This is a genomic window from Pseudoalteromonas sp. APC 3694, from assembly GCF_030407565.1.
Classification (GTDB): Bacteria; Pseudomonadota; Gammaproteobacteria; order Enterobacterales; family Alteromonadaceae; genus Pseudoalteromonas; species Pseudoalteromonas tetraodonis.
On the sequence record NZ_JASDDE010000019.1, the window covers coordinates 32,403 to 57,191 of the forward strand.

Here is a 24,789-nt window from a genome sequence, read left to right on the forward strand (position 1 = left end):
GAAAGTATATGACTCATCCTGCACAATTTATTAATGGTCAATGGTCACCAGGCCAAGGCACAGAATTTAACTCAGTTAACCCTGCAAATAACGATGTTATTTGGCAGGCATCAGCTGCAAGCGCTGAGCAAGTAGATAGCGCGGTAGCCTCTGCGCGTGAAGCATTTTATAGCTGGGCTGATAAAAGCTTTGCGCAGCGCTTAGAAATTGTAAAAACCTTTGCTGCAACGTTAAAAGAGCATAGCGAAGAGTTGGCTGTGGCAATAGCTCAAGAAACAGGTAAGCCACTTTGGGAAACGCGTACTGAAGCGGGTGCCATGGTCGGAAAAATTGCCATTGCTGAAAAAGCATTTTTAGAGCGTACCGGCGACGTTGAAAACGCGATGCCGCAAGGCCGTGCGATGATCCGCCATAAGCCACACGGTGTTGTTGCTGTATTTGGTCCTTATAACTTCCCTGGGCATTTACCAAATGGCCACATTGTACCTGCACTTTTAGCTGGTAATACCGTGGTATTTAAACCGTCTGAACTAACACCTATGGTGGCTGAGCTAACCCTTAAACTATGGGAAAAAGCCGGTTTACCAGCAGGGGTTATTAACCTTGTACAAGGTGAAGTTGAAACAGGTAAAGCATTGGCATCACACAAAGGCATTGATGGTTTATTCTTTACTGGGTCTTCACGTACGGGTCATATTTTACATGAGCAGTTCGCAGGTCAACCAGGTAAGATTTTAGCGCTTGAAATGGGTGGTAATAATCCGCTGATCGTTAAAGATGCAGAAGATACGCTTGCTGTTGTGCACGATATTGTGCAGTCTGCGTTTATCTCAAGCGGCCAACGTTGTACCTGTGCGCGTAAATTGTTTTTACCAACAGGTGCTAAAGGCGATGAAATTTTAGCTCGCCTAATTACAGCGACTAAAGCAATCAAAGTTGGTAACTATGACGATGCTGACCAACCATTTATGGGCTCTATGATTTCAACGGCCGCTGCCGCTGGAATGGTTAAAGCACAAGATGAATTAAAGGCCATGGGTGGCGAAGTGCTAGTTGAACTTAAGCACACAGCAAACACTGGTTTTGTTACACCGGGTATCATTGAGTGTACAAATATCAATGACTTCCCAGATGAAGAGCATTTTGGTCCGCTTCTAAAAGTATTCCGTTTTGATGACTTTGACCAAGCAATTGATAAAGCAAACGACACGAGCTTTGGTTTATCAGCAGGCCTACTCAGTGATAACCAAGCCGATTACGATCATTTCTTACGTCGTATCCGTGCAGGTATTGTTAACTGGAACCGTCCAATTACCGGTGCATCAAGTGCAGCGCCGTTTGGCGGTATTGGTGCCTCAGGTAACCACAGAGCAAGCGCTTATTATGCCGCTGACTACTGTGCATACCCTGTTGCGTCTGTGGAGCTTGAAAAAGTAACCATGCCAGCAACATTAAGCCCAGGTTTAAAAATCGATTAATCGATTTTTAAACTAGTAATAAATCACTAAAAAAGCAGCTTCGGCTGCTTTTTTAGTACTGCAATCTCACAAAGCTAGCAATTATCAGTGCTTTCTGCTTAAATTAAGCAACCAGTATTTTCAAGGTAAGTAGACAATGGTTTTAAACAGGCAAGGGTACGATGACTTAATAATGTACCTAACTCAGAACTTAGCGTTGTTTGAAAAACCAGGTGAAATAAAGCCAGGTGCACCAACGGTTATTGAGTTAATCGAAGATGTAATTGCCGAAAATGTCATACGCATTTGTCAACAACACCCCGATCTATCTACAGAGCAGCGTAGTCAAATTGTACGCGAAGTTGATGGCATTGTTTACGACTTACAAGAAGTACTCAGCAGTGTGACTTCTCACACCGCCACAGTTGAACAGCATGCTTTTATTGATGAGTTTGCAGGGCTAGTCAAAAACTTATTTGATAACGCTATTAGTTAATATTTCCCCCTTTAAAACCACGCTTTATTCGCTATTTAATTTTAAATGCGTGCGAGTGTCTGCGTGTAATGAATATAAATTATTGAGATAAAACAATGCAAGCAAATGTAAAATGGGTTGAAGGTAATACTTACATCGGTCGCTCTAATAGCAATCATAATGTCGTGTTTGATGCGGGCAGTGACGGAGCAGCACCTAGCCCAATGGAAATGGTATTGATGTCGGTTGGTGGTTGTTCATCGGTTGATGTGGTGAGTATTTTAAAAAAAACTAAGCAAGAGTTCTCATCAGTAGATGTGCAGTTAACCGCTGAACGAGCAGAAACAGCCCCGCGCGTGTTCACCAAAATTAATTTACACTTTGTTGTAACCGGTAATAATGTGTCTGAAAAGCACCTAGAAAGAGCGGTTTCGCTTTCTGCCGAAAAGTATTGTTCAGTTGCATTAATGCTTGATAAAACAGTAGAAATTACCCACAGCCATGAAGTTGTTGAAGATCAGGAAAAATAACGCTTTTTCCGTGAGTAAAATTCGTATAAAATCCGCGAACTTTTCATTCTGCAGGTGCAGATTTCACTAATTTATAGGTTGGTTTATATGAACAAACCCTTCGATAAACTTAAACTTCATGGCTTTAATAATTTAACTAAAAGCCTAAGCTTTAGTATTTACGATATTTGCTATGCAAAAACAGAGCAACAACGTAAAGAATATATAGAATATATCGATGAGCAGTATAGTGCAGATAGACTAACCGACATTTTAGGTGATGTGGTTGATATTATTGGTGCCAATATTTTAAATGTTGCACGTCAAGATTATGAGCCACAAGGTGCCAGTGTCACTATTTTAGTTTCAGAAGAGCCGGTAGAAGAGCAGCAAAATTACGATGCTGACGAAGCGCCAGGCCCATTACCAGATTCAGTTGTTGCGCACCTAGATAAAAGCCACATTTGTGTACATACCTACCCAGAAGCGCACCCTGATGATGGTATTTGTACATTCCGTGCTGATATTGAAGTATCTACCTGTGGCATTATTTCGCCACTTAAAGCGTTAAACTTCTTAATTCATAGCCTTGAGTCAGATGTGGTTACAATTGACTACCGCGTACGTGGTTTTACCCGCGACGTAAACGGTGTTAAACACTACATTGACCATGCAATTAACTCGATTCAAAACTTCATGACAGAAGATACCAAAGAAGCGTACCAAATGATGGACGTGAACGTGTATCAAGAAAACCTGTTCCATACCAAAATGATGTTAAAAGAAACCGACTTAAATACGTATTTATTTGGTTTATCTACTGATGATTTGTCAGATGACGAAGAAGAAGAGATTCGCTCAAAACTAACACGTGAAATGCAAGAAATATTCTATGGCCGTAACCTGCCAGATACAGAATAATACCAATTGCATTAAATAAAAATGGCGCTCATTGAGCGCCATTTTTGTATGTCTGAGAAAGCTCAAGTAAATGAGCTGGGCTTTTGTAATAAATACTTACTTAGCTAAGCATGCTGTACAGTAACGCACACACTGCTAATGAACCGACAGCCAGTACAAATAAGGTACTTAAACGATTACGGTACTTTTGTAAGCTAGGCACTTTGTAAACTGCAATCATTGGCATAATGAATAAAATCATCGCAATGATTGGGCCCGATAACTGATCCATCATATCTAGTATGCTTGGGTTTTTAACCGCGCAGAACCAAATAGCGAAAAACATCAGTACCGCACCCACTTTGTCAGCCACTTTAGGCCTCATGCTTGAGTGTTTAGTCACTAACCCAGTAAAGCTTTCGCGTGCCCCTAAAAAGTGACCTAAAAACGACGACATAATCGCAATAAAGGCAACCAAAGGTCCCAGCGTTGCAATGAATGAGTTTTCTGTAATATTAGCCAAGTAAGATAAAACAGAGACGTTTGCCGCTTTTGCTTCAGCCATTTGTTCACCGGTAAGCGATAACACGCATGAGAAAACAAATAACAAAACAAAGGTAATCAATAATAAGCTAGTGCGCTTTAAAATCGCCTCTGACTTAGAGGTTGCTAGGTCACCATAGTGGCTGCGTTGTTTATTAACAAAGCTTGAAATAGCCGCTGCATGGCTAAATGAAAACACAATAATAGGAATCGATAACCAAAGTGTTTTACTAAAGCTACCTAGCCCAGGCATAGTTGTATCGGGCATTTGCCAGCTTGGGATTAAATACAGAGATAAAAAGAATAAAATACCTACTAGCGGGTACACTAAAATAGCAAAGGCGCGTAGCATTAAGCGTTCACCGCCCATCATTAAGCCAATCATAACAGCAACAAGTACACCTGAAAGCACAACGCGTGACGGCGACTCCATTCCTAATTGATTGACCATAAAGCTGTCTACCGTATTGGTTAAACCCACACCGTAAATGAGCAAAATAGGAAAAATTGATAAAAAGTATAACAAGGAGATCAGTCGGCCCGCGTTTACGCCAAAGTGTTCTTCTACCACATCGGTAAAATCAGCCTCTTTATTTTTTGATGATAATACAAAACGCGCCAAACCACGGTGCGCTAAAAAGGTCATAGGAAAGGCTAAACACGCCAAAATAATTAGCGGCCAAAAACCACCAATACCAATATTAATTGGTAAAAATAAAATACCAGCACCCACTGCGGTACCAAAAAGGCTCAGTGTCCACTGCGTATCATGCAGGTTCCATTTTGATTTTGACGTGTGTGTGTCTTGTGATGATGCATTTGAAAGCGTTGCACCTTGAGATGTTGTCATGTGTGTGTATCCATTATTTATAATAATAATTGCGCCGAAGAATATAGTTTTTAGGCACTCATTTCATGTGTTTTTATGTCTTGGATATAAATTTGTTGTAGCGTATTAGTTACTGACTGTCACGAATACGAAACAGCGTTTAAAAGCTGCGCAATTAGTGTAGGAATATGCCGCGAAATGAGTGATTAATCATCACGGTTGGTGTGAAAGGCGGGACATACTCATAAATGCTTTTTACTCGTTTCAGCACCGTGTTTATTATTTCCTCCTATAGAGTGTTGGCTTTTGGGTGTTTACTGTACACTAATGAGGTTACTTTATTGATAAGGATATTAAATTGTCGCAGTCTCTTCTTATTCCATTCCAGCGTTGGCTATCACTTTTATTGTGTGCAATAACGGCTACCACTCTCGTTATATTTTTAAGCAAAGTCGCTTTTGTACAAACAGCCTACATCAATTTGAGTAGTATTTTATATACCAACCCTGTACTACATTATAGTTTCGCATTTTTAGCCGGTATTGGCATAAAACTGTTGCTGGATAAGTTCTACATTTCTCACGCTAAACGCAGTATTGGATTTAACTGGCGATATCCGCCCGTGACAATGAGTGTATTGTTTGGATTATTTTTCATTGTTAGTTATGTGTATGTGACTTATTCCAATGAAATTTTAGCTCAATTAACTGCTCATGCATTTGTAAGTTTTAAGTTTCTGTCACTGAGTTTTTTAGCTGCTGCAGCGACTATTATCTATCAAACTAAACTGTATACAGAAAAACCGATATTTTCAGTTGCACTGTGCGCGGTATCAGCATTTTATTTATTTTCTGCAATATGCTTAGTTGAAACAGAGCAAGCATTCTGGGTGTTCTTTTGTATAGCCGTTGCTTATTTGGCCATGTCGGTATATTTGCTATGTGAGCAGCTAAAAGTATCTAGCGCAGAGTTGATAGTCGAATCAAAAGAAGAACCTGAATTAACGCTTGAGAGCTTAAAAGAGTTTCGAAAATGGTTTCAAGACGATTCCATTATTAAACAAACAGAGAAATTAGAGCCTGATTTGCAGGTTTACGCTAATCGTATTACTGAGCGACTGCGCAATGGTGGTGATAAATATGAAAAATATATGGCGCAGCATATTGCACTGTGTGGTCCATTTGGATGTGGTAAAAGTAGCATTGTCTCAGCAATAGTAAATGAGCTCAAAAAATCTAAAAAGGTAGAAGCTGAATTATCAGGTAAAGAGAAGCTAAAAGTAGCACAACAAAACAAGATTACTTGGATACACAGCGATATATCAACCTGGGGCGCAGCAAGCGGCAGTGTTGCTCATGTTATACTTAGCCATATTATCGATGATATCAGCCAGCACTTAGATATGTGCGCCTTTCGTGCATTACCAAAACATTATACCGAAGCCCTAAAATCAGGCGGCGGTCTATTTCAATTTGCATCCACACTACTTGCAGGCCCCGTTGATATTGAGCAAAGCTTTCAAAAACTTAATGATGTTCTTGAAGTTACCAACCACAAATTATTGATCACCCTACAAGACGTTGACCGTCCTGTTGCGGGTGATGAAAACGAAAAGCGCCTAAATGATATAGCTGCATTACTGGATAGGTTAAGGAATAAAGATTTAAGTAATATCAACTTTATCGTCGCAATGGGTAATGACAAACCAGAGGATTTTGAAGTGATCTCAAAAGCGACAGATTATAGGGAAGATATTGCAAAAATAGATTTTAGAAAAACGCTAGCTAGCTTTACTAGAGCTAGTATTGATGAGGCCAAAAACAAGTATAGTAAAATTATTCTCTATAGATATTGCCCCACTCATGAAACTAATAAATTAGATCAAATTAATGTAATTATAGATTCACTTCGCCAGCTTAAGAAAATACTACGACGAGTTAATCAAGTGTGGCAATCTGAAAAATTAATGGGAGAGGTTAATTTCTATTCTTTACTTATGGTTATTGCACTTCGAGAAACTAGCCCCACTTACTTTGAACAATACCGTAAAGCTGATTCTTATCTAGAATCTAAAATCAAAAGTAACGAAGATGATTTAGACAATGTATTACGTGAAATAGCTCAGCTAAGTAAAGAGGACTCAGGAAGTTCGCAAAGTAACATTATAAAATCTGAGTTTATTTATAGTTATCTGCAAGTCATGCTTGATGTTAAAAAAGATAGCGAAGGAAAATTAAAGCTCGACCCAAGTAAAGATCACGAACAATCCGTTGGTTGCACACATTCTGATGTTGATTATTTAAGGCGAATATTGTTAGAAAAAGTACCTTCTAATGAGTTAAAAGATCAAGATGTTATGAAGGCTCTAAGAAACGGTGAAAATAAGGAGAAGTTAAATAATTATATACATGAAGCACAGTATAGCTTGTTTGAAAGTAACGCCTTGTTATGCCCTAAGCCAATGCGGTAACTTCAAAAATTACCGCATTGTATGATTTGTAGGTTATTTATTTGGGAAAGATTTAAGAGCTTTATATTCAATTTTCGTATTAGTCGCGTTTAATATTTCGATGCGTGCCCCTTTAAAGCCAATCACATTACTCTCAGTCAGGTCATAATTAACTTCTTGAGAAAAGCTAGGGCGAGCAAAGTCTTTAGAAAACTCACGATACATAAATTTTACTGTATCTTTAGATTTACCATTATAGATCAGCTCTTGTTTGAAACTTGGTTGTGAGATGTTAACAAGCTTACCAACTTTAAACTTTGGATCTGGTGTTGCAACTGGATCTGCTGTACTAAGATCGTAGTAACCTGTTAAGTCTAAAGAGCCATCTGGCTTTAATATTAAATATTCACTATATAATGGTATTCTCCGGCCAAAAGTTATATCGTTTACATAATAGTTATTGGCTGATGCTTGATAATATTTTTGCCCCTTGTTATCGATTTTAATAAATGGGAGTTTATGAGGCGTCATCACATATTCACGAGAAGAGCCACCGTCACTTATAGTAGTGAATAGCTCTAAGCCTTCGTAAGTATAAGCAATACTTTTTTCGAGCAAAGTATCACCAATTTCGGCTCTCGAGATCTTATTAAGTTCAGGGATATTAATTGTAGTAACATCGTTTATAATTCTTGAAGGCTGTTTAGATGAACAGCCAGATAGAGTAATTAAAACGAAGAGTATTGCTGTATAGTTATGACGCATATTCACATCCTTGTTTTGTTGTTTCTCAGACCTTATCAACATAAATCACTATAAACAATGGGTATTGATTACTATGTTGATTATACTTTTAGCTGCTCGCGACTCTAAGCCCGTAACCCGTAGCCCGCAGGTATTTGTTGGGTTTCGTTTCGCTCAACCCAACTTACGCTCAACTACCTTTATTCCTCGAGTGCTGATACCACAAAAAATGGATTCAAATACTCATCTTTGGTGTTGTACAAAAGCGGGCTGCCATCAAGTTGAGTGACTTTTGCACCGGCTATTTCGGCGATGGCGTGGCCTGCTCCGGTATCCCATTCACAAGTTGGGCCTAAGCGCGGGTATATGTCGGCACTGCCTTCGGCGACTAAACACAGTTTCAGTGAGCTGCCTTTTGACACCATTTCAACCTCATCAAAGCTTTTTACAAATTCAGCTAAATCAGGAGAGGGGTGCGAGCGGCTACCTACAACACGAATAAGGCCTTTGTTAGGCTTGGTGGTAACTTTAAGCTCGATGCGCTCATCGCCTTTGTCTTTAAAAGCACCAATGGCTTCGGCGGCTATGTATGATACACCTAGCGTAGGGGCATCAACCACAGCTAAAACTGGTTTGCCATTTTCGATTAGGGCAATATTAACGGTAAATTCACCGTTCTTTTTAATAAATTCTTTGGTGCCATCAATTGGGTCAACCAGCCAATAGCTGTTCCATGTTTGGCGTACGTCCCAACCAATGTCGGCACTTTCTTCACTCAATACAGGAATATCGGGAGTGAGCTTTTTGAGCCCTGCACTAATGATTTTATGAGCTGCTAAGTCGGCGTCGGTTACGGGGCTTTCATCAGCTTTGTATTCAACGTTAAAGTCTTTGTTGTAAATACCCATAATCGCGCTTCCCGCTTTGCGGGCGAGAATAAGGGTTTCTTCTAGCAGTTCAGTTTGGTTCATTAGATGGGCCTATAGTATATGCTGATGTTTTAGATACGTTATCAGTTGAGCTACCGATTGGTCTAGGGTGTTTTTACTGGTATCTAAAATTATTTCAGGATTAACCGGCGGCTGGTAAGTTGAATCAATCCCAGTAAAGTGTTTAATTTCACCGGCGCGTGCCTTTTTATATAAGCCTTTTGGATCGCGGCTTTCGCACACCTCAAGAGGGGTGTCGATGAATACCTCGATAAATTCACCCTCATCAACTAACTCACGAACCATGTCGCGCTCAGCTTTAAAAGGAGATATAAACGCAGTAAGGACTAACAAACCAGCGTCAACCATTAGCTTGGCGGTTTCGCCTACGCGGCGGATATTTTCAACGCGATCGGCATCACTAAAGCCTAAATCTTTACATAAACCATGGCGTACATTGTCGCCATCAAGTAGGTACGTGTGCGCACCTTGCTGATTGAGTGCTGCTTCTAGTGCATTCGCAACGGTACTTTTACCTGAGCCAGAAAAACCAGTAAACCATATAATAGCGCTCTTATGCTTTTTTTGTTCGCTGCGCTGTACTTTAGTGGTGGCGTAATTATGCCAAACAATATTGTTATCCATTTGCTATGTCTCTTTATGCTATAAACGCGGGCATTAAAACGGAAATACCAGCGGGATCAAAGTCAGTACGGTAATTGAATAAATAATAGAAAGCGGTAGCCCCATCATTACATAGTCTTTTAGTCGGTAGTTACCCGCGCTATAAACCATTAGATTAGTTTGATAACCAAAAGGAGAAATAAAGCTGGCTGAAGCGCCAAATGCAACTGCCATAATAAACGGCAAAGGTTCTACGTTAAAGCCAATGGCTAGTGAGTAGGCAACCGGAAACGATAGCGCTGCAGCAGCATTATTAGTGATTAATTCGGTAAATAATACGGTCATTAAAAAGATAGCGATAAACGCGCCATAAGGGCCAAAGTCGCCCAGCACTACAAACATGGCGTCTGATATTTGCCCGGCAAGGCCGGTGCCTATCATCAGCTTAGCTAAACCTATAGCACTGCCCACGACAGCAAGTAACTCAATAGGAAAGCGGCGCTTTATTTCGCTTAGTTTGATAGTACCACACAGCATTAGGCCAATAAGTAACACTAACAAGCCTTTAACCAGCGGTACTGCACCTAAAATACTTAATCCCAGTACACCCGCAAAGCTTAACAATACAATATTTGATTGCTTTGCACTGAGGTGGGTTTGTAAATCAAGCCCTGAAATATACACAAACTCGCGCTTTAAGTTAGTTAAGTCATAAAAGCTTTTACCAGGGGCGAGAATGAGTGAATCACCCGCTTGTAATCGCACTTGCCCAAGCCCGCCTTGTAAACGGTCATGCCCACGGCGAATAGCAATAACGGCCGCATGAAATTGCTCTCTAAAGCGGGCTTCTTTTACCGTTTTGCCAATTAATTTAGACGACTGACTAACGACAACTTCAACGAGGTGCTCTATGTCTTTTTCGTGTTTGTCGTGCACCACTTTTAAGCCGTCAAAGCGAGTGAGCAAAGGTACCGACTTTATATCGCCTACAAACAGCAGTATGTCGTCTTGTTGAATAATATGTTGGGGGGTCACGGCGCAAATACGGTTGCCATCACGAATAATTTCAGCCAGAAACAAGTCTTTTAAATCGCGTAAACCATTTTCTTCTACAGTACGATTTATTAGTTTAGAACCAGTTTGCACTTTCCCTTCTAGATAAAAAGGCACCACCTCTTGGCTATTTTTACCATTGTCGGGCAGGCATTTTAGCATCACCAAAATAGTAATTAAGCCCACACTAAGTGCGCCCAAACCCACCAAGGTAAAATCAAAAAAGCCCAGTGGCGCCATGCCCGCATCTACTGCAAAGCCATTTACGATTAAGTTAGTAGAGGTGCCAATAAGCGTAATAGTACCCCCTAAAATCGCGGTGTACGACAGGGGTAACAATAGCTTTGAGGGAGAGTGGTTTGGGTTATCCTTTATGGCGGTAATTAATGAGGCAACTACCGCGGTATTATTAGTAAACGACGATAAAAAGGCGGTAGACAGCCCTAATTTAGTTACTGACTTAACTAAACTACCATTGGATAACGATTTGGCTAAACGCTGAATAAGCGTGGTTTTTTCTATCGCTATCGACACTACAATTAATAACACTAAAGTAATTAATGATGAGTTAGTGTAATTAACCAGCATGTTTTCTAAATCTATTAACCCAGTTAGATAGCTTGTGCCTATGGCACTTACAAATAACCATGCAGGATTAATACGGGTGCCAAAAAGGCACCCGACTAAAAGCAACATAATGCCTGTTAAAATGAGCTGTTCTACCATGCTTTAAATGTTCCTAACAGGCGTTCATTAACGTTATAGCTTTGAAATATCAAGCGCTTGCCAATGCGGGAAGTGCTTGCGTACGAGGGCGTTAAATTCAACTTCAAAGTCGCTGTATTGTCCTGCGTTTTCTTCACTTTGCAGTACCTGTTCTATCATTCCTGCTGCAACCGTTAAGTTTGATAAGCGATCAATAAGAATAAACGAACCGGTTTCATGATTATGATGGTACTGGTCGGCTAAAATAGTCTCGGTCAGCTCCAGTGTCACAATCGCAATTTCGTTTAACTGCAATGAATCTGCACTGCCATGCTCTAGCGTGTTTATATCAATAGTGTGATCAATTTTTGTGACCGTGGCCGAGGTGTTTTTGCTGCCAAGTTTAAGGTTGTAGCTTTTACCAAGCACCAATGGCGACTCGTGCATCCACACAATTTTAGCCTGTAATTGGTTGGTTACTTGAGCTTGCGAATTTGCAGGCACAATAACGTCTCCTCGGCTAATATCTATTTCAGTATTGAGAGTAACCGTAATTGCTTGGCCAGCTTCGGCGGTGTCGAGGTTGCCATCAAAAGTCACAATCTCTTTAATGCTAGATGTTTTACCTGAAGGCAGTACCTTTACTTCATCACCTACACGTAATTTACCCGATGTAAGCGTGCCTTGAAAACCACGGAAGTTTAAATTAGGGCGAGCTACATACTGCACCGGAAGGCGCGCTTCAAAACCGGTGTCGATTTCAGCGGCTGGTGAATCTTCTAACAGCTCAAGCAACGGCTTGTCAGTGTAATAAGGAGTGTGCGCAGAGCGAGTTACTACGTTATCGCCTTTAAGCGCCGACATAGGCACAAACTTAATATTTGATACGTTAAGTTGCTCGGCAAATTTTAAATAATCGGCTTTAATTTTTTCATAAACGGTTTCATCAAAATCAACAATATCCATTTTGTTAACCGCAACCACAAACTGTTTAATGCCTAATGAGTCACAAATAAAGCTATGGCGCTTAGTTTGTACCTGCACGCCATAACGTGCATCCACTAAAATAATGGCAACATCACTGGTTGATGCACCCGTTACCATGTTACGGGTGTACTGCTCATGCCCAGGGGTGTCGGCTATAATAAACTTACGTTTAGCGGTTGAAAAGTAGCGGTACGCTACGTCAATTGTTATACCTTGCTCACGCTCAGCTTGTAGGCCATCTACTAACAGTGCTAAATCAAGATCTTCACCGGCGTTACCCACTTTTTCGTTATCTTTATGAAGCGCGGCTAGCTGATCTTCATAAATTTGGTGACTATCATGCAGTAGGCGGCCAATTAAGGTTGATTTACCGTCATCCACACTGCCACAAGTCAGCATACGCAATAAGCTTTTATCTTGTTGACGTGCTAGGTAAGCGTCTATACCAATTTCTTTTACTTCATTAAATGTATCGTTATTTAGGTTAGACATTAGAAATACCCCTCACGTTTTTTCTTCTCCATAGAGCCTGCTGAATCATGATCAATCACCCGACCTTCACGTTCAGATGACGACGATAGCAACATTTCTTCAATAATTTCTGTTAGGCTGCTTGCCGTTGATTCAACCGCACCGGTTAGTGGGTAACAGCCTAATGTTCTAAAGCGAACCGACTTCATTTGCGGTACTTCACCTTCATTAAGTGGCATGCGCTCGTCATCAACCATAATTAAAGTACCATCGCGCTCTACTACAGGGCGCTCTTTAGCAAGGTAAAGTGGCACCATTTCGATGTTTTCTTGATATATGTATTGCCAAATATCTAGTTCAGTCCAGTTAGACAGTGGGAATACACGAATGCTTTCTCCTGGGTTCACTTGGCTGTTATAGGTATTCCAAAGCTCAGGACGTTGGTTTTTAGGATCCCAGCGATGGTGTTTATCACGAAATGAGTAAACACGCTCTTTAGCCCGTGATTTCTCTTCATCACGACGTGCGCCACCAAATGCGGCATCAAAACCGTATTTATTAAGCGCTTGCTTTAGCCCTTGAGTTTTCATGATATCGGTATGTTTACCCGAGCCATGTGTAAACGGGCCTATACCCATTTCGATACCTTCAGGGTTTTTGTGTACGATTAAATCAAAGCCGTACTCTTTAGCTAAACGGTCTCGAAACTCAATCATTTCACGAAACTTCCAGTTGGTGTCTACGTGTAATAACGGAAACGGAATCTTCGCAGGATAAAATGCTTTACGAGCTAGATGCAAAAGCACCGATGAGTCTTTACCGATTGAGTAAAGCATAACTGGGTTCTCAAACTCAGCGGCGACTTCGCGCATGATTTTGATACTTTCAGCTTCAAGTTGCTGAAGGTGAGTTAAAGCCATTGTTGGTCGTCCTACTAAAATGATTAAATTAGAATCTGTTAAATTACGCTACGTCTGTCAGTGGTTGAGCAAAGCTACTGATCTGCGCTTTTTCACCAAACCAGTGTAATTGGTCATGTAGTGAGGCCACTTCACCTATAATGAGTAACGCGGGCGAAATTATTTGATGCTGCTCAATGAGCTGCGCTAATTGGTCTAGCTGTCCGGTAACTACGCGTTGATTTTTACGTGTGCCGTTTTCAATAATTGCCACTGGTGTTGTTGCTTCTCGCCCATGTTTTAATAGCTCGGCTTGAATATGCGGCGATTTAATCACCCCCATATAAATAGCCAGTGTTTGGTTTTTTTGTGCAAGCGACTGCCAATTAAGCTCTTGGCCTTCCTTTTTACAGTGACCAGTAACAAATTGAATAGCTTGAGCATGCTCGCGATGCGTTAAAGGAATACCTGCATAGGCACTACAGCCTGCGGCCGCCGTTATACCTGGCACTATTTGGTAATTTACGTTATTGGCTGCCAGTACTTGTACTTCTTCGCCACCACGACCATAAATAAATGGGTCACCGCCTTTAATACGACATACTTTTTTACCTTGTTGCGCTAAATCAACTAGCATCTGGTTAGTGTCTTCTTGGGCTACGCTATGATCGCCTAAGCGCTTACCCACACAAATTAAATCGGCATCGCGGCGTACTAATTCCATAATTTCGTCGGAAACTAAATAATCATATACCACCACGTCGGCTTGTTGCATTAGCTGCAATGCTTTTAGGGTGAGTAACTCTGGATCCCCAGGGCCTGCACCCACTACGTATACTTCACCTTCTGGCTCTACTTTGGCATCTAGCATTTTCTCTAGTTGTTGTTCAGCGCCATGGGTATCACCGGTTTGAACTTTGCTTACTACTGATGAATCAAACACGCCTTCCCAAAATTGGCGACGATCAGCAAAATGTTTAAAGCGTTGCTTTACTTTATGGCGAAAGCCACCGACCAAGTTAGCGAGTGGGCCGATATGCTGCGGAATAAGTGTTTCGAGCTTTTCACGTAAGCGCCTTGCTAAAACCGGCGCGGTACCTGCACTTGAAATCGCAATGGTAATTGGGTTGCGATCAACAATAGAGGGGAAAATAAAGGTACATTTAGGTTGATCATCCACCACGTTTACAAACACATTACGCGCATTGGCGAGTTCAAATACGGTGTTGTTTACTTCATCGTTGTCGGTGGCGGCAATAATCAAAATTTTGCCATCAAGATGCGACTCTTCAAAATAGGCATCTATTAATGTTACTTCATCATTATGCGCATGTTCTTTTAATTCTTCGCAAAACCAAGGAGCAACTAGCGTTACATCGGCGCGTGCTTTTAAAAACGCACGGCATTTTCGCAAGGCAACCTCTCCACCGCCAACAACCAATACGGGTTTGTTGTCGAGTTTGGTAAAGATAGGTAAATATTGCACTGAATAACGCCCCTAAAAATAATAAAGTGTTTAACTGAGAAGCAGAATATAGTGGCTATTGATAAGTAAAAAATAATTAAATCTTAGTTGATATTCTTAAAAGTTATATCAATCATGTTTTTTAGGTCTAAATCGTATTTAGTAAGGGGTAGAGTGACATTTAGTATAAAAAACGCGCTTATAGTGTTTGGTTATGAGCTATAGCAAGTTTAAGCTATGATGCTCTTATATAGGTTAAGGTCACACAATTTCATAGGCATAAAATGACAAACAATACTCAAAACGCCACGCTAGCCGTTAGCTTAATGGACTTAACCAGTTTAAACACTGATGATAGTCAAGCCAGTATTAACGCATTAGTAAACAGTATAAACCCTAAGCTAGGCACGCCTGCTGCGCTTTGTGTGTTTAGTGAATTTGTTGATGACGCTAAAATAGCACTTGCTAATCGCTTATTGAGCCATGTAAAAGTGGCCACCGTAACTAACTTTCCCTCTGGTGATGCGCCACTCAATGAAGTACTCAATGAAACCCTGATAGCCATAGAGCGGGGGGCCGATGAAATTGACTTAGTCATTCCTTATAAAGCGCTTTTAAAAGGTGAAGCAGATACCGTGCTGGAATACGTGAGTGAGAGTAAAAAGGTATGTGGCAGCCGTGCTAAGCTCAAAGTGATCATTGAAACTGGCGAGCTAAAAACGGCAGCATTTATTACTCAAGCAACCGAACTTGCCATCCAAGGCGGAGCTGATTTTGTAAAAACCAGTACAGGAAAAGTAGCGGTGAATGCCACGCTTGAAGCGACTGAAATAATGCTTAAAGCCATCAAAAAATCATCAAAGCGAGTTGGTTTTAAGGCTGCTGGTGGAGTCAAGACCGCAGTAGATGCAAATGCTTATTTGCAACTAGCAACCGAGATTATGGGGCATGATTATTTAGCACCAGAAACATTTAGGTTTGGCGCTTCATCGCTGTTAAATGACGTTTATAAGGTGTTGAATGAAGCGCAGCAGTGATGCCGAAAAACAACAGTTAGAGCACGATGCGGCCAAATTGTTTTTGCGATGTTATGAACAACAAACGGGAATTCACATGCGCCATATTTGGCACAATGAACCGAATAGACCCGATGTAAGCTGTTATCAAGAAAATCAGCAACTCGATATAGAGGTGGCGCATTTATACGCCAGTGAAACGGAAGCCATGGCCGTGTTAGGCCGGCCACTGTCGATACAAATGCAGCGTGATTTAGCCGACATGGCGCAACAACCAAGCGAACACCGGTTGCAATCAGCGTTGGAGCGCTTATTAAAGCAAAAAGCGACTAAGCGTTATTATTCAAAGCGTACGTGGTTGTTAATTCGTAACGCTAGTACTATTTGGCATAAGAGCGACTTTGAAGCGGCAGTCAAAAAAGTATGTTTTCCAAATACCCATCAATTTGAACAAATATGGTTACTGTGTGATTTTTATCGCGGTGAGTTATTACGAGTAGATCATTAAAAAAGAGATTTGACTAATACGTATTAAATGTTTCTAAACGGATGAAAGCCACAGGATTAATTTGATTATCAGGTCTATAAACTTATTAACAGTGAAGATTTTATCAGATGACTATCTTTACTCTTGTGTTAATGAATTGCGTAAGTATAATAGGCATCCACTTTGCAGGGGCGTAGTTCCAATTGGTAGAACAGCGGTCTCCAAAACCGACGGTTGGGAGTTCGAATCTCTCCGCCCCTGCCAATTTTTACAAAGTGAATAAAGTCTAGAACTAAAAATCGGTTTGAGAAAGCTTGTTTTTAAGTTTAGATTTTAATGGATTAACCCTGTCGACGTGCAGGGTTGTTGTGTCTGTAGTTAAGGTAATAATATTATGAGCACGAATATAGAAACACCATCAAGTGGGATGGAGTCAGTAAAGTGGTTAGTAGCAATTGCGCTACTTGCAGGCGCAGTCGTTGGTAATCATATGTTTGCAGATCAGTCTGTATTACTACGTGCTATTGGCGTTGTGGTTGCAATAGCGGCGGGTTTAGCTATTGCTTCGCAAACTTTTAAGGGACGTACCTTCCTTGCTTTTGCTAAAGAAGCGCGTATTGAAGTACGCAAAGTAATTTGGCCAACGCGTCAAGAAACAACGCACACGACATTAATCGTAATGGTTGCAACAGTGATTATGGCACTTATCCTTTGGGGATTAGATGGCATTTTATTCCGCGCTGTAGGCTTTTTAACTGGATTGGAGATCTGATCCCATGTCGGATGAGAATAACGAAAAGAAACTACGTTGGTACGTAGTACAAGCTTTCTCAGGTTATGAGAAGCGTGTTGCTCAAACATTATTAGAGCACATTAAAATCAAAGGCCTAGAAGATAGCTTTGGTGAAGTATTAGTTCCTACTGAAGAAGTAGTTGAGATGCGTGCTGGTCAAAAGCGTAAGTCTGAGCGTAAATTCTTCCCAGGTTACGTACTAGTACAAATGGATATGAACGATGCAAGCTGGCACTTAGTAAATAGCACTGAACGTGTTATGGGCTTTATTGGTGGTACATCAGACCGTCCTGCACCAATTAGTTCTAAAGAAGCTGATCGCATTCTTAATCGCCTACAAGAAAACGCTGAAGCGCCTAAACCAGCAACATTGTTTGAGCCGGGTGAAGTGGTTCGTGTTACTGATGGTCCATTTGCAGACTTTAGTGGTGTGGTTGAAGAAGTTGACTACGAAAAGAGCCGCGTTAAAGTGTCGGTACTTATTTTTGGTCGTTCTACGCCAGTTGAACTTGAATTTGGTCAAGTTGAACAAGATAAGTAATTGATTTAAAAGCGTCGCGTTAAAAACTTTTAAATTTTTGGCACGAAGCTTGAAAAAGGCCGCTGATTAACTTATAATCAGCGGCCTTTTTGTATTCAGGGAAAACGGTTGTTTAACTGTTTGCAGAAAGTGAGAAACCAATTTTTAAACTGGGAAGCCGCTAGAGTACGCGTCCTCGCGCGCACAAGGCTAAGACCCACCTAATGAGGTATTTATAATGGCTAAGAAAGTTGAAGCTCTAATCAAGCTACAAGTTGCTGCTGGTATGGCTAACCCTAGTCCTCCAGTAGGTCCAGCACTAGGTCAACACGGTGTAAACATCATGGAATTCTGTAAAGCGTTCAACGCACGTACAGAATCTATCGAAAAAGGCGCTCCAGTTCCTGTAGTGATCTCTGTTTACGGCGACCGTTCATTTACGTTCGACATGAAAACGCCACCGGCTGCTTACTTACTTAAGAAAGCTGCAGGTATCAAATCTGGTTCAGGCCGTCCTAACACTGAAAAAGTAGGCACAGTAACTCGTGCTCAACTTGAAGAAATCGTTGAGACAAAGAAACCAGACCTTACAGCTTCTGATTTAGAAGCTGCGGTTCGCACTATCGCAGGTTCTGCGCGTGCGATGGGCTTGAACGTAGAGGACTAAGATAATGGCTAAATTAACTAAACGTATGCGTACTATCCGCGAAAAAGTGGAAGTAACTAAAGATTACGAAATTAACGAAGCAGTTGCTCTTTTAAAAGAATTAGCGACAGCTAAATTCGTAGAAAGTGTTGACGTTGCTGTTAACCTTGGTATCGATGCTCGTAAATCTGATCAAAACGTTCGTGGTGCGACTGTACTACCTAACGGTACTGGTCGTGACGTTCGTGTTGCTGTATTCACTCAAGGCGCTAATGCAGAAGCTGCAAAAGAAGCCGGTGCTGAATTAGTAGGCATGGAAGATCTTGCTGAACTAGTCAAGAAAGGCGAGATGAATTTTGACGTTGTTGTTGCATCACCAGACGCTATGCGTGTTGTTGGTCAACTAGGTCAAATCTTAGGCCCACGTGGTCTAATGCCAAACCCTAAAACTGGTACTGTAACACCTAACGTTGCAGAAGCAGTTAAAAATGCGAAAGCAGGTCAAGTGCGTTACCGCAATGACAAAAATGGTATCATCCATACTACGATTGGTAAGGTTGATTTCACTGCTGAGCAGTTACAACAAAACCTTGAAGCTCTAATTGTTGCGCTTAAGAAGGCTAAACCTTCTCAAGCTAAAGGTGTTTACTTGAAGAAAGTAACTATCTCTACAACAATGGGCGCAGGTGTTTCTGTTGACCAAAGCACTTTAAGCACAGTTGTTGCTTAATTGAGTGTTTACATGGCGTGAAATTTGTACTATAATTTTGCGCCATTTTGCTGATTAATTTAGTTAATCGCAAAGTAAAGAATTCGGGTTGAAGTCCATAATTTCGAAGCGCCTTCGGGCAACGCGATAAATTGGGCTTCCGTCCAAGACCGTAGGCGGCTTCGGCCTTAATACTACCTACGTAGACGGTGTGAATCCCCAGATAGATTTTTCCTAATCTTCTGGCTCTCGCCGTAAAAAGCATCTCCACCTTTATTGGTGGGGAAGAGTAAAACAGGGAAGCCGATGTACGGTAACCCATTAAACCAGGAGTAACACCCATGGCTTTAAATCTTCAAGGCAAAAAGGCAATTGTTGCTGAAGTCAACGAAGCAGCCACTGGTGCTCTATCTGCAGTAGTTGCAGATTCTCGTGGTGTAACAGTTGGTGCAATCACTGCCCTTCGTAAAGAAGCTCGTGCAAATGGTGTTTGGATGAAAGTTGTCCGTAACACTCTAGCTAAACGTGCTCTTGAAGGAACAGACTTTGAATGCCTATCTGATTCATTTGTTGGTCCAAGCTTAATCGCTTTCTCATCAGAGCACCCAGGTGCTGCTGCGCGTATCTTTTCAGACTTCGCGAAAAAGAATGAGAAATTTGAGCTTAAAACGGCCGCTTTTGAAGGTAATGTAGTAGATGCAGCTATGCTTGCAACTCTACCTACATACGACGAAGCTGTTGCACGCTTAATGAGCGCTATGAAAGAAGCGTCTGCTGGTAAATTGTGTAAAACAATTGAAGCAGTACGTGTACAGAAAGAAGAGCAAGCTGCTTAATTTTAAGCTGTTTAATCCCTTTCGGTGTAAATTTATTTGGACCTTAGAGTCCGTTAATTATTAGGAAATTTGTAATGTCTGTAACTAAAGACCAAATCCTTGACGCAATTGCTGAAATGTCAGTAATGGACGTTGTTGCTCTAGTTGAAGCAATGGAAGAAAAATTCGGCGTAACTGCTGCAGCTGCTGTGGTAGCAGGTCCTGCTGCTGAAGCTGCTGAAGAGAAAACAGAATTTGACGTAATCCTTACTGGCGCTGGCGCTAATAAAGTTGCGGCAATCAAAGCTGTTCGTGGCGCAACTGGTCTTGGCTTAAAAGAAGCTAAAGCACTTGTTGAAGCTGCTCCAACTCCAGTTAAAGAAGGTATTTCTAAGGAAGAAGCTGAAGCTCTTGCTAAAGAACTTACTGAAGCTGGTGCTGAAGTTGAGGTTAAGTAATCTAGCTTTTGCTAGGTTCGCTGCCTGAGAAATCAGGCAAGGGCTGGTGATTATTTAATCACCGGCCTTTTTGCGCTATAGAGCGACTATTCTTATAGCGCAAATAAAATCTGATTTATTCTTTAATTTCAACGCTTTATAGTTTGCTAGTGTTGAGGTGGGATTAAGTTGGAACAACAGTTAAATGTTGTACATCTTGGCATAGATGCCAGTTAAGTCTGTTCTTACAAGAACAGGTCGGGTCAAAGATCAGCAAGCTGAGGAACCCCATGGCTTACTCTTATTCTGAAAAGAAACGTATCCGTAAGGATTTTGGTAAACGTCCACAAGTTTTGGATATACCTTTCTTACTGTCGACGCAGTTAGAATCGTTTAAAAAATTCTTAGTCCCGGACGCTGATGGCGATCATGGTTTGGAAGCTGCCTTCCGTTCTGTGTTCCCAATTAAAAGCTACTCGGGAAATTCTGAGCTTCAATACGTAAGTTATCGTATTGGTGAGCCAGTATTCGATGTAAAAGAATGTCAAATTCGCGGTGTGACTTATTCTGCTCCACTTCGCGTGAAACTGCGTCTTGTAGTAATGGACAAAGAAGCTCCAGGCACAGTTAAAGACATTAAAGAGCAAGAAGTTTACATGGGCGAAATTCCGCTCATGACCGATACCGGTACTTTTGTAATCAATGGTACAGAGCGTGTTATCGTTTCTCAGCTACACCGTAGCCCTGGTGTATTCTTTGATAACGACCGCGGTAAAACTCACTCGTCAGGTAAAGTGCTTTATAACGCACGTGTAATTCCTTACCGTGGTTCATGGTTAGACTTCGAATTTGATGCAAAAGATAACTTATATGTACGTATTGACCGTCGTCGTAAATTACCGGCGTCTATCATCTTACGTGCACTTGAGTACACGAGTGAAGAAATCCTAGATATCTTCTTCGATACTACTGCGTTTGAAATCGCTGACGGTAAAGTTCTTATGGAACTTGTGCCTTCACGTTTACGTGGTGAAACTGCCGCTTTTGATATCAAGAGCGAAGACGGTGAAGTCCTTGTTGAAAGCGGTCGTCGTGTTACGGCTCGCCACATCAAGAGCATCGAGAAAAAAGGCATTAAGCAATTAGAAGTACCACATGAGTACATCATTGGCCGTGTATTAGCGAAGAACTATGTTGATGAGTCAACAGGTGAAATCATTGCTACTGCAAATGACGAGCTAACGCTTGAAATGATGGCTGAATTGGTTAAAGCCGGTCACACGACCATTGATACACTATACATCAATGAAGTGGACAGCGGCGCTTACATGTCAAATACGTTGAATATTGACTCGTCAAGCAACCGTTTAGAAGCACTAGTAGAAATTTATCGCATGATGCGCCCAGGCGAGCCACCGACGAAAGACGCGGCTGAAGCCTTATTTGAGAACTTATTCTTCTCAGAAGAACGCTATGACTTATCAACAGTAGGTCGTATGAAGTTCAATAGCCGTGTTGGTTACGATTCAGACACAGGCCCTGGCACATTAAGCAAAGAAGACATCGTAGCGGTTATGAAAGTATTGATTGCTATTCGTAACGGTGTTGGCGATGTTGATGATATAGACCACTTAGGCAACCGTCGTATACGTAGTGTTGGCGAAATGGCTGAGAATCAATTCCGTGTAGGTTTAGTACGTGTAGAACGTGCTGTACGTGAGCGTTTAAGCTTAGGTGACCTTGATGCGGTAATGCCACAAGATCTTATTAACGCTAAGCCTATTTCGGCAGCGGTTAAAGAGTTCTTCGGCTCGTCTCAGTTATCACAGTTTATGGACCAAAATAACCCGCTATCAGAAGTAACGCATAAGCGTCGTATTTCTGCATTAGGTCCGGGCGGTCTAACTCGTGAACGCGCTGGCTTTGAAGTACGTGACGTTCACGTAACTCACTACGGTCGCGTATGTCCAATCGAGACTCCTGAGGGTCCAAACATCGGTCTAATTAACTCATTGTCTACGTATGCACGTACCAATGACTACGGTTTCTTAGAAACACCTTACCGCAAAGTGGTAGACGGTGTAGTAACTGATGAAGTTGATTACCTATCAGCCATTGAAGAAGGTCAGTTTGTTATCGCACAGGCGAACTCAAACTTAACTGAAACCAATGAGTTTGTAGATGAACTTATTCCATGTCGTCACAAAGGTGAATCAACCTTTATGGGTCGCATGGACCAGCAATATATGGATGTATCACCACAACAGGTGATCTCTGTAGCGGCAGCACTTATCCCGTTCCTAGAACACGATGATGCTAACCGTGCATTGATGGGTTCAAACATGCAACGTCAAGCAGTACCAACATTGAAAGCGGACAAACCGTTAGTAGGTACAGGTATTGAGTTAACACTAGCAAAAGATTCTGGTGTAACGATTGTTGCTAAACGTGGTGGTGAAGTAATGTATGCCGACGCAAGTCGCATCGTTGTTAATGTACATGAAGAAGAGCGCATCCCTGGTGAAGCGGGTATCGACATCTACAACTTAACCAAGTACACACGTTCTAACCAAAATACATGTATTAACCAAAAGCCGACTTGTATGGTTGGTGAACCGGTTACTCGTGGCGATGTGTTAGCAGATGGTCCTTCGACTGACTTAGGTGACTTAGCCCTTGGTCAAAACCTTCGTGTGGCATTCATGCCATGGAACGGTTACAACTTCGAGGATTCAATCTTACTATCAGAGCGCGTAGTTGAAGAAGATCGTCTAACGACTATCCACATTCAAGAACTACAGTGTATCGCCCGTGATACTAAATTAGGCTCAGAAGAGATCACAGCAGATATCCCGAACGTGGGTGAATCTGCACTAGGCAAGCTTGATGAATCAGGTGTTGTATATATTGGTGCTGAAGTTAAAGGCGGCGATATCCTAGTAGGTAAAGTGACTCCGAAAGGCGAGACGCAATTAACACCAGAAGAAAAGCTACTACGTGCTATCTTCGGTGAAAAAGCGTCTGACGTTAAAGACAGCTCTTTACGTGTACCAAACTCTGTAACTGGTACTGTAATTGACGTACAAGTTTTCACCCGTGATGGTGTTGAAAAAGATAAACGTGCGTTAGAAGTTGAAGACATGCAGCTTCGCGAAGCGAAGAAAGACTTCAACGAAGAGTTCCGTATTCTAGAAGCTGGTGTTTTAGAGCGTGCTCGCAAGTTACTTGTGGCAGCTGGCTTCGATGAAGACAACTTAACGTCACTGAATGCTGAAAAGTTACTAACTCAAAGTCTTGCTGAAGAAGACAAGCAAGCTGAACTTGAGCAACTAGCTGCACAGTACGATGAGCTTAAAGCTGAATACGATAAGAAGTTTGAAAACAAACGTCGTAAAATTACCCAAGGTGACGACTTAGCACCAGGTGTACTTAAAATTGTTAAAGTATACTTAGCTGTTAAACGTCGTATCCAACCGGGTGATAAAATGGCGGGTCGTCACGGTAACAAAGGTGTTATCTCGACTATCGTACCAGTAGAAGATATGCCATACGATGACAAAGGTCGTACGGTAGATATCGTACTAAATCCACTAGGTGTACCATCGCGAATGAACATCGGTCAGATCCTTGAAACACATATGGGTCTAGCTGCACGCGGTATTGGTGAGCGCTTAGAAGAAATGATGAAAGAGCAACGCGAGCTTCATGAGCTACGTGAATTCATCAAACAAGCTTATGAGATCGGTGAATCTCGTCAGGTTGTGGATATCGCTAGTTTCTCTGATGACGAAATTCGTCGTTTAGCTGAAAACTTGAAAGGTGGTTTACCGATTGCTACTCCTGCATTTGATGGCGCGAAAGAAGACGAAATCAAAGATATGCTAGAGCTAGGCGGCTACCCTAGAAGTGGTCAGGTTACACTTTATGATGGCCGTACTGGCGATCAGTTTGAACGTCAAGTAACTGTAGGTTACATGTACATGCTTAAACTTAACCACTTGGTTGACGATAAGATGCACGCGCGTTCTACTGGTTCTTACAGCCTTGTTACTCAGCAGCCGCTGGGTGGTAAAGCACAGTTCGGTGGCCAGCGTTTTGGTGAGATGGAAGTATGGGCACTTGAAGCTTACGGTGCTGCTTACACTCTACAAGAAATGCTAACAGTGAAATCGGATGACGTGAACGGTCGTACTAAGATGTATAAAAACATCGTTGATGGTAACCATAAAATGGAACCAGGCATGCCAGAATCGTTCAACGTATTGTTGAAAGAAATCCGCTCACTGGGTATCAACATCGAGTTGGAAGAAAATTAAGCCAATTAGAT

22 protein-coding genes and 1 tRNA gene are annotated in these 24,789 nt (G+C 41.6%); 15 read left to right on the forward strand and 8 right to left on the reverse strand.

The features are described 5' to 3' along the window. Positions 1-8 precede the first annotated feature (8 nt). From astD to speD, 4 genes are all read left to right on the forward strand, one after another. A complete protein-coding gene (astD, locus tag QMA00_RS08665; RefSeq protein ID WP_076922670.1) occupies positions 9-1,478 on the forward strand; it encodes a succinylglutamate-semialdehyde dehydrogenase in 1,470 nt (489 codons plus the stop codon). 136 nt (positions 1,479-1,614) lie between these two features. Continuing rightward, positions 1,615-1,953 carry a DUF3802 family protein gene (locus QMA00_RS08670; protein WP_036980984.1) on the forward strand — a complete coding sequence of 113 codons (339 nt, stop codon included), beginning with the start codon at positions 1,615-1,617 and terminating at the stop codon, positions 1,951-1,953. Positions 1,954-2,048: 95 nt separating this feature from the next. Beyond that, positions 2,049-2,462: an OsmC family protein gene (locus tag QMA00_RS08675; protein WP_076922669.1), complete on the forward strand. Its 414-nt coding sequence runs from the start codon at positions 2,049-2,051 to the stop codon at positions 2,460-2,462. Between the two features lie 87 nt (positions 2,463-2,549). Then, on the forward strand, positions 2,550-3,362 hold the full coding sequence (gene speD, locus QMA00_RS08680) for an adenosylmethionine decarboxylase (RefSeq protein WP_010392088.1): 813 nt from the start codon (positions 2,550-2,552) through the stop codon (positions 3,360-3,362). Between the two features lie 100 nt (positions 3,363-3,462). Here the strand turns inward: speD and QMA00_RS08685 are convergent, their stop codons facing one another. After that, the gene (locus QMA00_RS08685) at positions 3,463-4,734 is read right to left on the reverse strand and encodes an aromatic amino acid transport family protein (protein WP_076922668.1); all 1,272 of its coding nucleotides are present in this window, start codon (positions 4,732-4,734) and stop codon (positions 3,463-3,465) included. A gap of 460 nt (positions 4,735-5,194) precedes the next feature. On the opposite strand from QMA00_RS08685, the gene QMA00_RS08690 reads away from it, so the two are divergent. Then, positions 5,195-7,183 carry an ATP-binding protein gene (locus QMA00_RS08690; protein ID WP_139336477.1) on the forward strand — a complete coding sequence of 663 codons (1,989 nt, stop codon included), beginning with the start codon at positions 5,195-5,197 and terminating at the stop codon, positions 7,181-7,183. Between the two features lie 33 nt (positions 7,184-7,216). On the opposite strand, the gene QMA00_RS08695 is transcribed toward QMA00_RS08690, so the two are convergent. The 7 genes from QMA00_RS08695 to cysG all read right to left on the reverse strand — a co-directional run bounded on the left by QMA00_RS08695 (position 7,217) and on the right by cysG (position 15,060). After that, the gene (locus QMA00_RS08695; protein ID WP_076922666.1) at positions 7,217-7,927 is read right to left on the reverse strand and encodes a hypothetical protein; all 711 of its coding nucleotides are present in this window, start codon (positions 7,925-7,927) and stop codon (positions 7,217-7,219) included. Positions 7,928-8,106: 179 nt separating this feature from the next. Continuing rightward, positions 8,107-8,877: a 3'(2'),5'-bisphosphate nucleotidase CysQ gene (gene cysQ, locus QMA00_RS08700; RefSeq protein WP_076922665.1), complete on the reverse strand. Its 771-nt coding sequence runs from the start codon at positions 8,875-8,877 to the stop codon at positions 8,107-8,109. Positions 8,878-8,886: 9 nt separating this feature from the next. Next, a complete protein-coding gene (gene cysC / locus QMA00_RS08705) occupies positions 8,887-9,480 on the reverse strand; it encodes an adenylyl-sulfate kinase (RefSeq protein ID WP_013463834.1) in 594 nt (197 codons plus the stop codon). Between the two features lie 33 nt (positions 9,481-9,513). Beyond that, positions 9,514-11,238 carry an SLC13 family permease gene (locus QMA00_RS08710; protein WP_076922664.1) on the reverse strand — a complete coding sequence of 575 codons (1,725 nt, stop codon included), beginning with the start codon at positions 11,236-11,238 and terminating at the stop codon, positions 9,514-9,516. A gap of 33 nt (positions 11,239-11,271) precedes the next feature. Beyond that, positions 11,272-12,696 carry a sulfate adenylyltransferase subunit CysN gene (cysN, locus tag QMA00_RS08715; RefSeq protein ID WP_076922663.1) on the reverse strand — a complete coding sequence of 475 codons (1,425 nt, stop codon included), beginning with the start codon at positions 12,694-12,696 and terminating at the stop codon, positions 11,272-11,274. Beyond that, complete coding sequence (gene cysD / locus QMA00_RS08720) at positions 12,696-13,595, reverse strand: sulfate adenylyltransferase subunit CysD (protein WP_076922662.1); 900 nt, start codon at positions 13,593-13,595, stop codon at positions 12,696-12,698. Before cysD ends, cysN begins: the two co-directional genes overlap by 1 nt. A gap of 43 nt (positions 13,596-13,638) precedes the next feature. Continuing rightward, the gene (gene cysG / locus QMA00_RS08725; RefSeq protein WP_076922661.1) at positions 13,639-15,060 is read right to left on the reverse strand and encodes a siroheme synthase CysG; all 1,422 of its coding nucleotides are present in this window, start codon (positions 15,058-15,060) and stop codon (positions 13,639-13,641) included. Between the two features lie 263 nt (positions 15,061-15,323). Between cysG and deoC the strand changes: the two genes are divergently transcribed. From deoC to rpoB, 10 genes are all read left to right on the forward strand, one after another. Beyond that, positions 15,324-16,076 carry a deoxyribose-phosphate aldolase gene (deoC, locus tag QMA00_RS08730; RefSeq protein ID WP_028835951.1) on the forward strand — a complete coding sequence of 251 codons (753 nt, stop codon included), beginning with the start codon at positions 15,324-15,326 and terminating at the stop codon, positions 16,074-16,076. Next, positions 16,060-16,563, forward strand: coding sequence for a hypothetical protein (locus QMA00_RS08735; protein WP_064663604.1), 504 nt, complete (start codon positions 16,060-16,062; stop codon positions 16,561-16,563). Before deoC ends, QMA00_RS08735 begins: the two co-directional genes overlap by 17 nt. A gap of 166 nt (positions 16,564-16,729) precedes the next feature. Then, positions 16,730-16,806, forward strand: a tRNA-Trp gene (locus QMA00_RS08740). Between the two features lie 130 nt (positions 16,807-16,936). Next, entirely contained in the window at positions 16,937-17,314 is a 378-nt protein-coding gene (secE, locus tag QMA00_RS08745; protein ID WP_013463843.1) for a preprotein translocase subunit SecE, read from the forward strand. Between the two features lie 4 nt (positions 17,315-17,318). Then, complete coding sequence (gene nusG, locus QMA00_RS08750) at positions 17,319-17,876, forward strand: transcription termination/antitermination protein NusG (protein ID WP_013463844.1); 558 nt, start codon at positions 17,319-17,321, stop codon at positions 17,874-17,876. A 217-nt stretch (positions 17,877-18,093) separates the two neighbouring features. Continuing rightward, positions 18,094-18,522, forward strand: coding sequence for a 50S ribosomal protein L11 (rplK, locus tag QMA00_RS08755; protein WP_008108462.1), 429 nt, complete (start codon positions 18,094-18,096; stop codon positions 18,520-18,522). Positions 18,523-18,526: 4 nt separating this feature from the next. Further along, complete coding sequence (rplA, locus tag QMA00_RS08760) at positions 18,527-19,231, forward strand: 50S ribosomal protein L1 (RefSeq protein WP_013463845.1); 705 nt, start codon at positions 18,527-18,529, stop codon at positions 19,229-19,231. Positions 19,232-19,551: 320 nt separating this feature from the next. After that, complete coding sequence (rplJ, locus tag QMA00_RS08765) at positions 19,552-20,046, forward strand: 50S ribosomal protein L10 (RefSeq protein ID WP_036981014.1); 495 nt, start codon at positions 19,552-19,554, stop codon at positions 20,044-20,046. 74 nt (positions 20,047-20,120) lie between these two features. Beyond that, positions 20,121-20,483: a 50S ribosomal protein L7/L12 gene (gene rplL / locus QMA00_RS08770; protein WP_076922660.1), complete on the forward strand. Its 363-nt coding sequence runs from the start codon at positions 20,121-20,123 to the stop codon at positions 20,481-20,483. Positions 20,484-20,752: 269 nt separating this feature from the next. Further along, positions 20,753-24,778 carry a DNA-directed RNA polymerase subunit beta gene (gene rpoB, locus QMA00_RS08775; RefSeq protein ID WP_076922659.1) on the forward strand — a complete coding sequence of 1,342 codons (4,026 nt, stop codon included), beginning with the start codon at positions 20,753-20,755 and terminating at the stop codon, positions 24,776-24,778. The last annotated feature ends 11 nt before the right edge of the window (positions 24,779-24,789 follow it).

What these genes read in the sequence shown, in the direction of transcription:
- astD (WP_076922670.1), top strand. Translation starts at nt 9, where the DNA reads ATGACTCATCCTGCACAATTTATTAATGGTCAATGGTCACCAGGCCAA.
- QMA00_RS08670 (WP_036980984.1), top strand. Translation starts at nt 1,615, where the DNA reads ATGGTTTTAAACAGGCAAGGGTACGATGACTTAATAATGTACCTAACT.
- QMA00_RS08675 (WP_076922669.1), top strand. Translation starts at nt 2,049, where the DNA reads ATGCAAGCAAATGTAAAATGGGTTGAAGGTAATACTTACATCGGTCGC.
- speD (WP_010392088.1), top strand. Translation starts at nt 2,550, where the DNA reads ATGAACAAACCCTTCGATAAACTTAAACTTCATGGCTTTAATAATTTA.
- QMA00_RS08685 (WP_076922668.1), bottom strand. Translation starts at nt 4,734, where the DNA reads ATGACAACATCTCAAGGTGCAACGCTTTCAAATGCATCATCACAAGAC.
- QMA00_RS08695 (WP_076922666.1), bottom strand. Translation starts at nt 7,927, where the DNA reads ATGCGTCATAACTATACAGCAATACTCTTCGTTTTAATTACTCTATCT.
- cysQ (WP_076922665.1), bottom strand. Translation starts at nt 8,877, where the DNA reads ATGAACCAAACTGAACTGCTAGAAGAAACCCTTATTCTCGCCCGCAAA.
- cysC (WP_013463834.1), bottom strand. Translation starts at nt 9,480, where the DNA reads ATGGATAACAATATTGTTTGGCATAATTACGCCACCACTAAAGTACAG.
- QMA00_RS08710 (WP_076922664.1), bottom strand. Translation starts at nt 11,238, where the DNA reads ATGGTAGAACAGCTCATTTTAACAGGCATTATGTTGCTTTTAGTCGGG.
- cysN (WP_076922663.1), bottom strand. Translation starts at nt 12,696, where the DNA reads ATGTCTAACCTAAATAACGATACATTTAATGAAGTAAAAGAAATTGGT.
- cysD (WP_076922662.1), bottom strand. Translation starts at nt 13,595, where the DNA reads ATGGCTTTAACTCACCTTCAGCAACTTGAAGCTGAAAGTATCAAAATC.
- deoC (WP_028835951.1), top strand. Translation starts at nt 15,324, where the DNA reads ATGACAAACAATACTCAAAACGCCACGCTAGCCGTTAGCTTAATGGAC.
- QMA00_RS08735 (WP_064663604.1), top strand. Translation starts at nt 16,060, where the DNA reads ATGAAGCGCAGCAGTGATGCCGAAAAACAACAGTTAGAGCACGATGCG.
- secE (WP_013463843.1), top strand. Translation starts at nt 16,937, where the DNA reads ATGAGCACGAATATAGAAACACCATCAAGTGGGATGGAGTCAGTAAAG.
- nusG (WP_013463844.1), top strand. Translation starts at nt 17,319, where the DNA reads ATGTCGGATGAGAATAACGAAAAGAAACTACGTTGGTACGTAGTACAA.
- rplK (WP_008108462.1), top strand. Translation starts at nt 18,094, where the DNA reads ATGGCTAAGAAAGTTGAAGCTCTAATCAAGCTACAAGTTGCTGCTGGT.
- rplA (WP_013463845.1), top strand. Translation starts at nt 18,527, where the DNA reads ATGGCTAAATTAACTAAACGTATGCGTACTATCCGCGAAAAAGTGGAA.
- rplJ (WP_036981014.1), top strand. Translation starts at nt 19,552, where the DNA reads ATGGCTTTAAATCTTCAAGGCAAAAAGGCAATTGTTGCTGAAGTCAAC.
- rplL (WP_076922660.1), top strand. Translation starts at nt 20,121, where the DNA reads ATGTCTGTAACTAAAGACCAAATCCTTGACGCAATTGCTGAAATGTCA.
- rpoB (WP_076922659.1), top strand. Translation starts at nt 20,753, where the DNA reads ATGGCTTACTCTTATTCTGAAAAGAAACGTATCCGTAAGGATTTTGGT.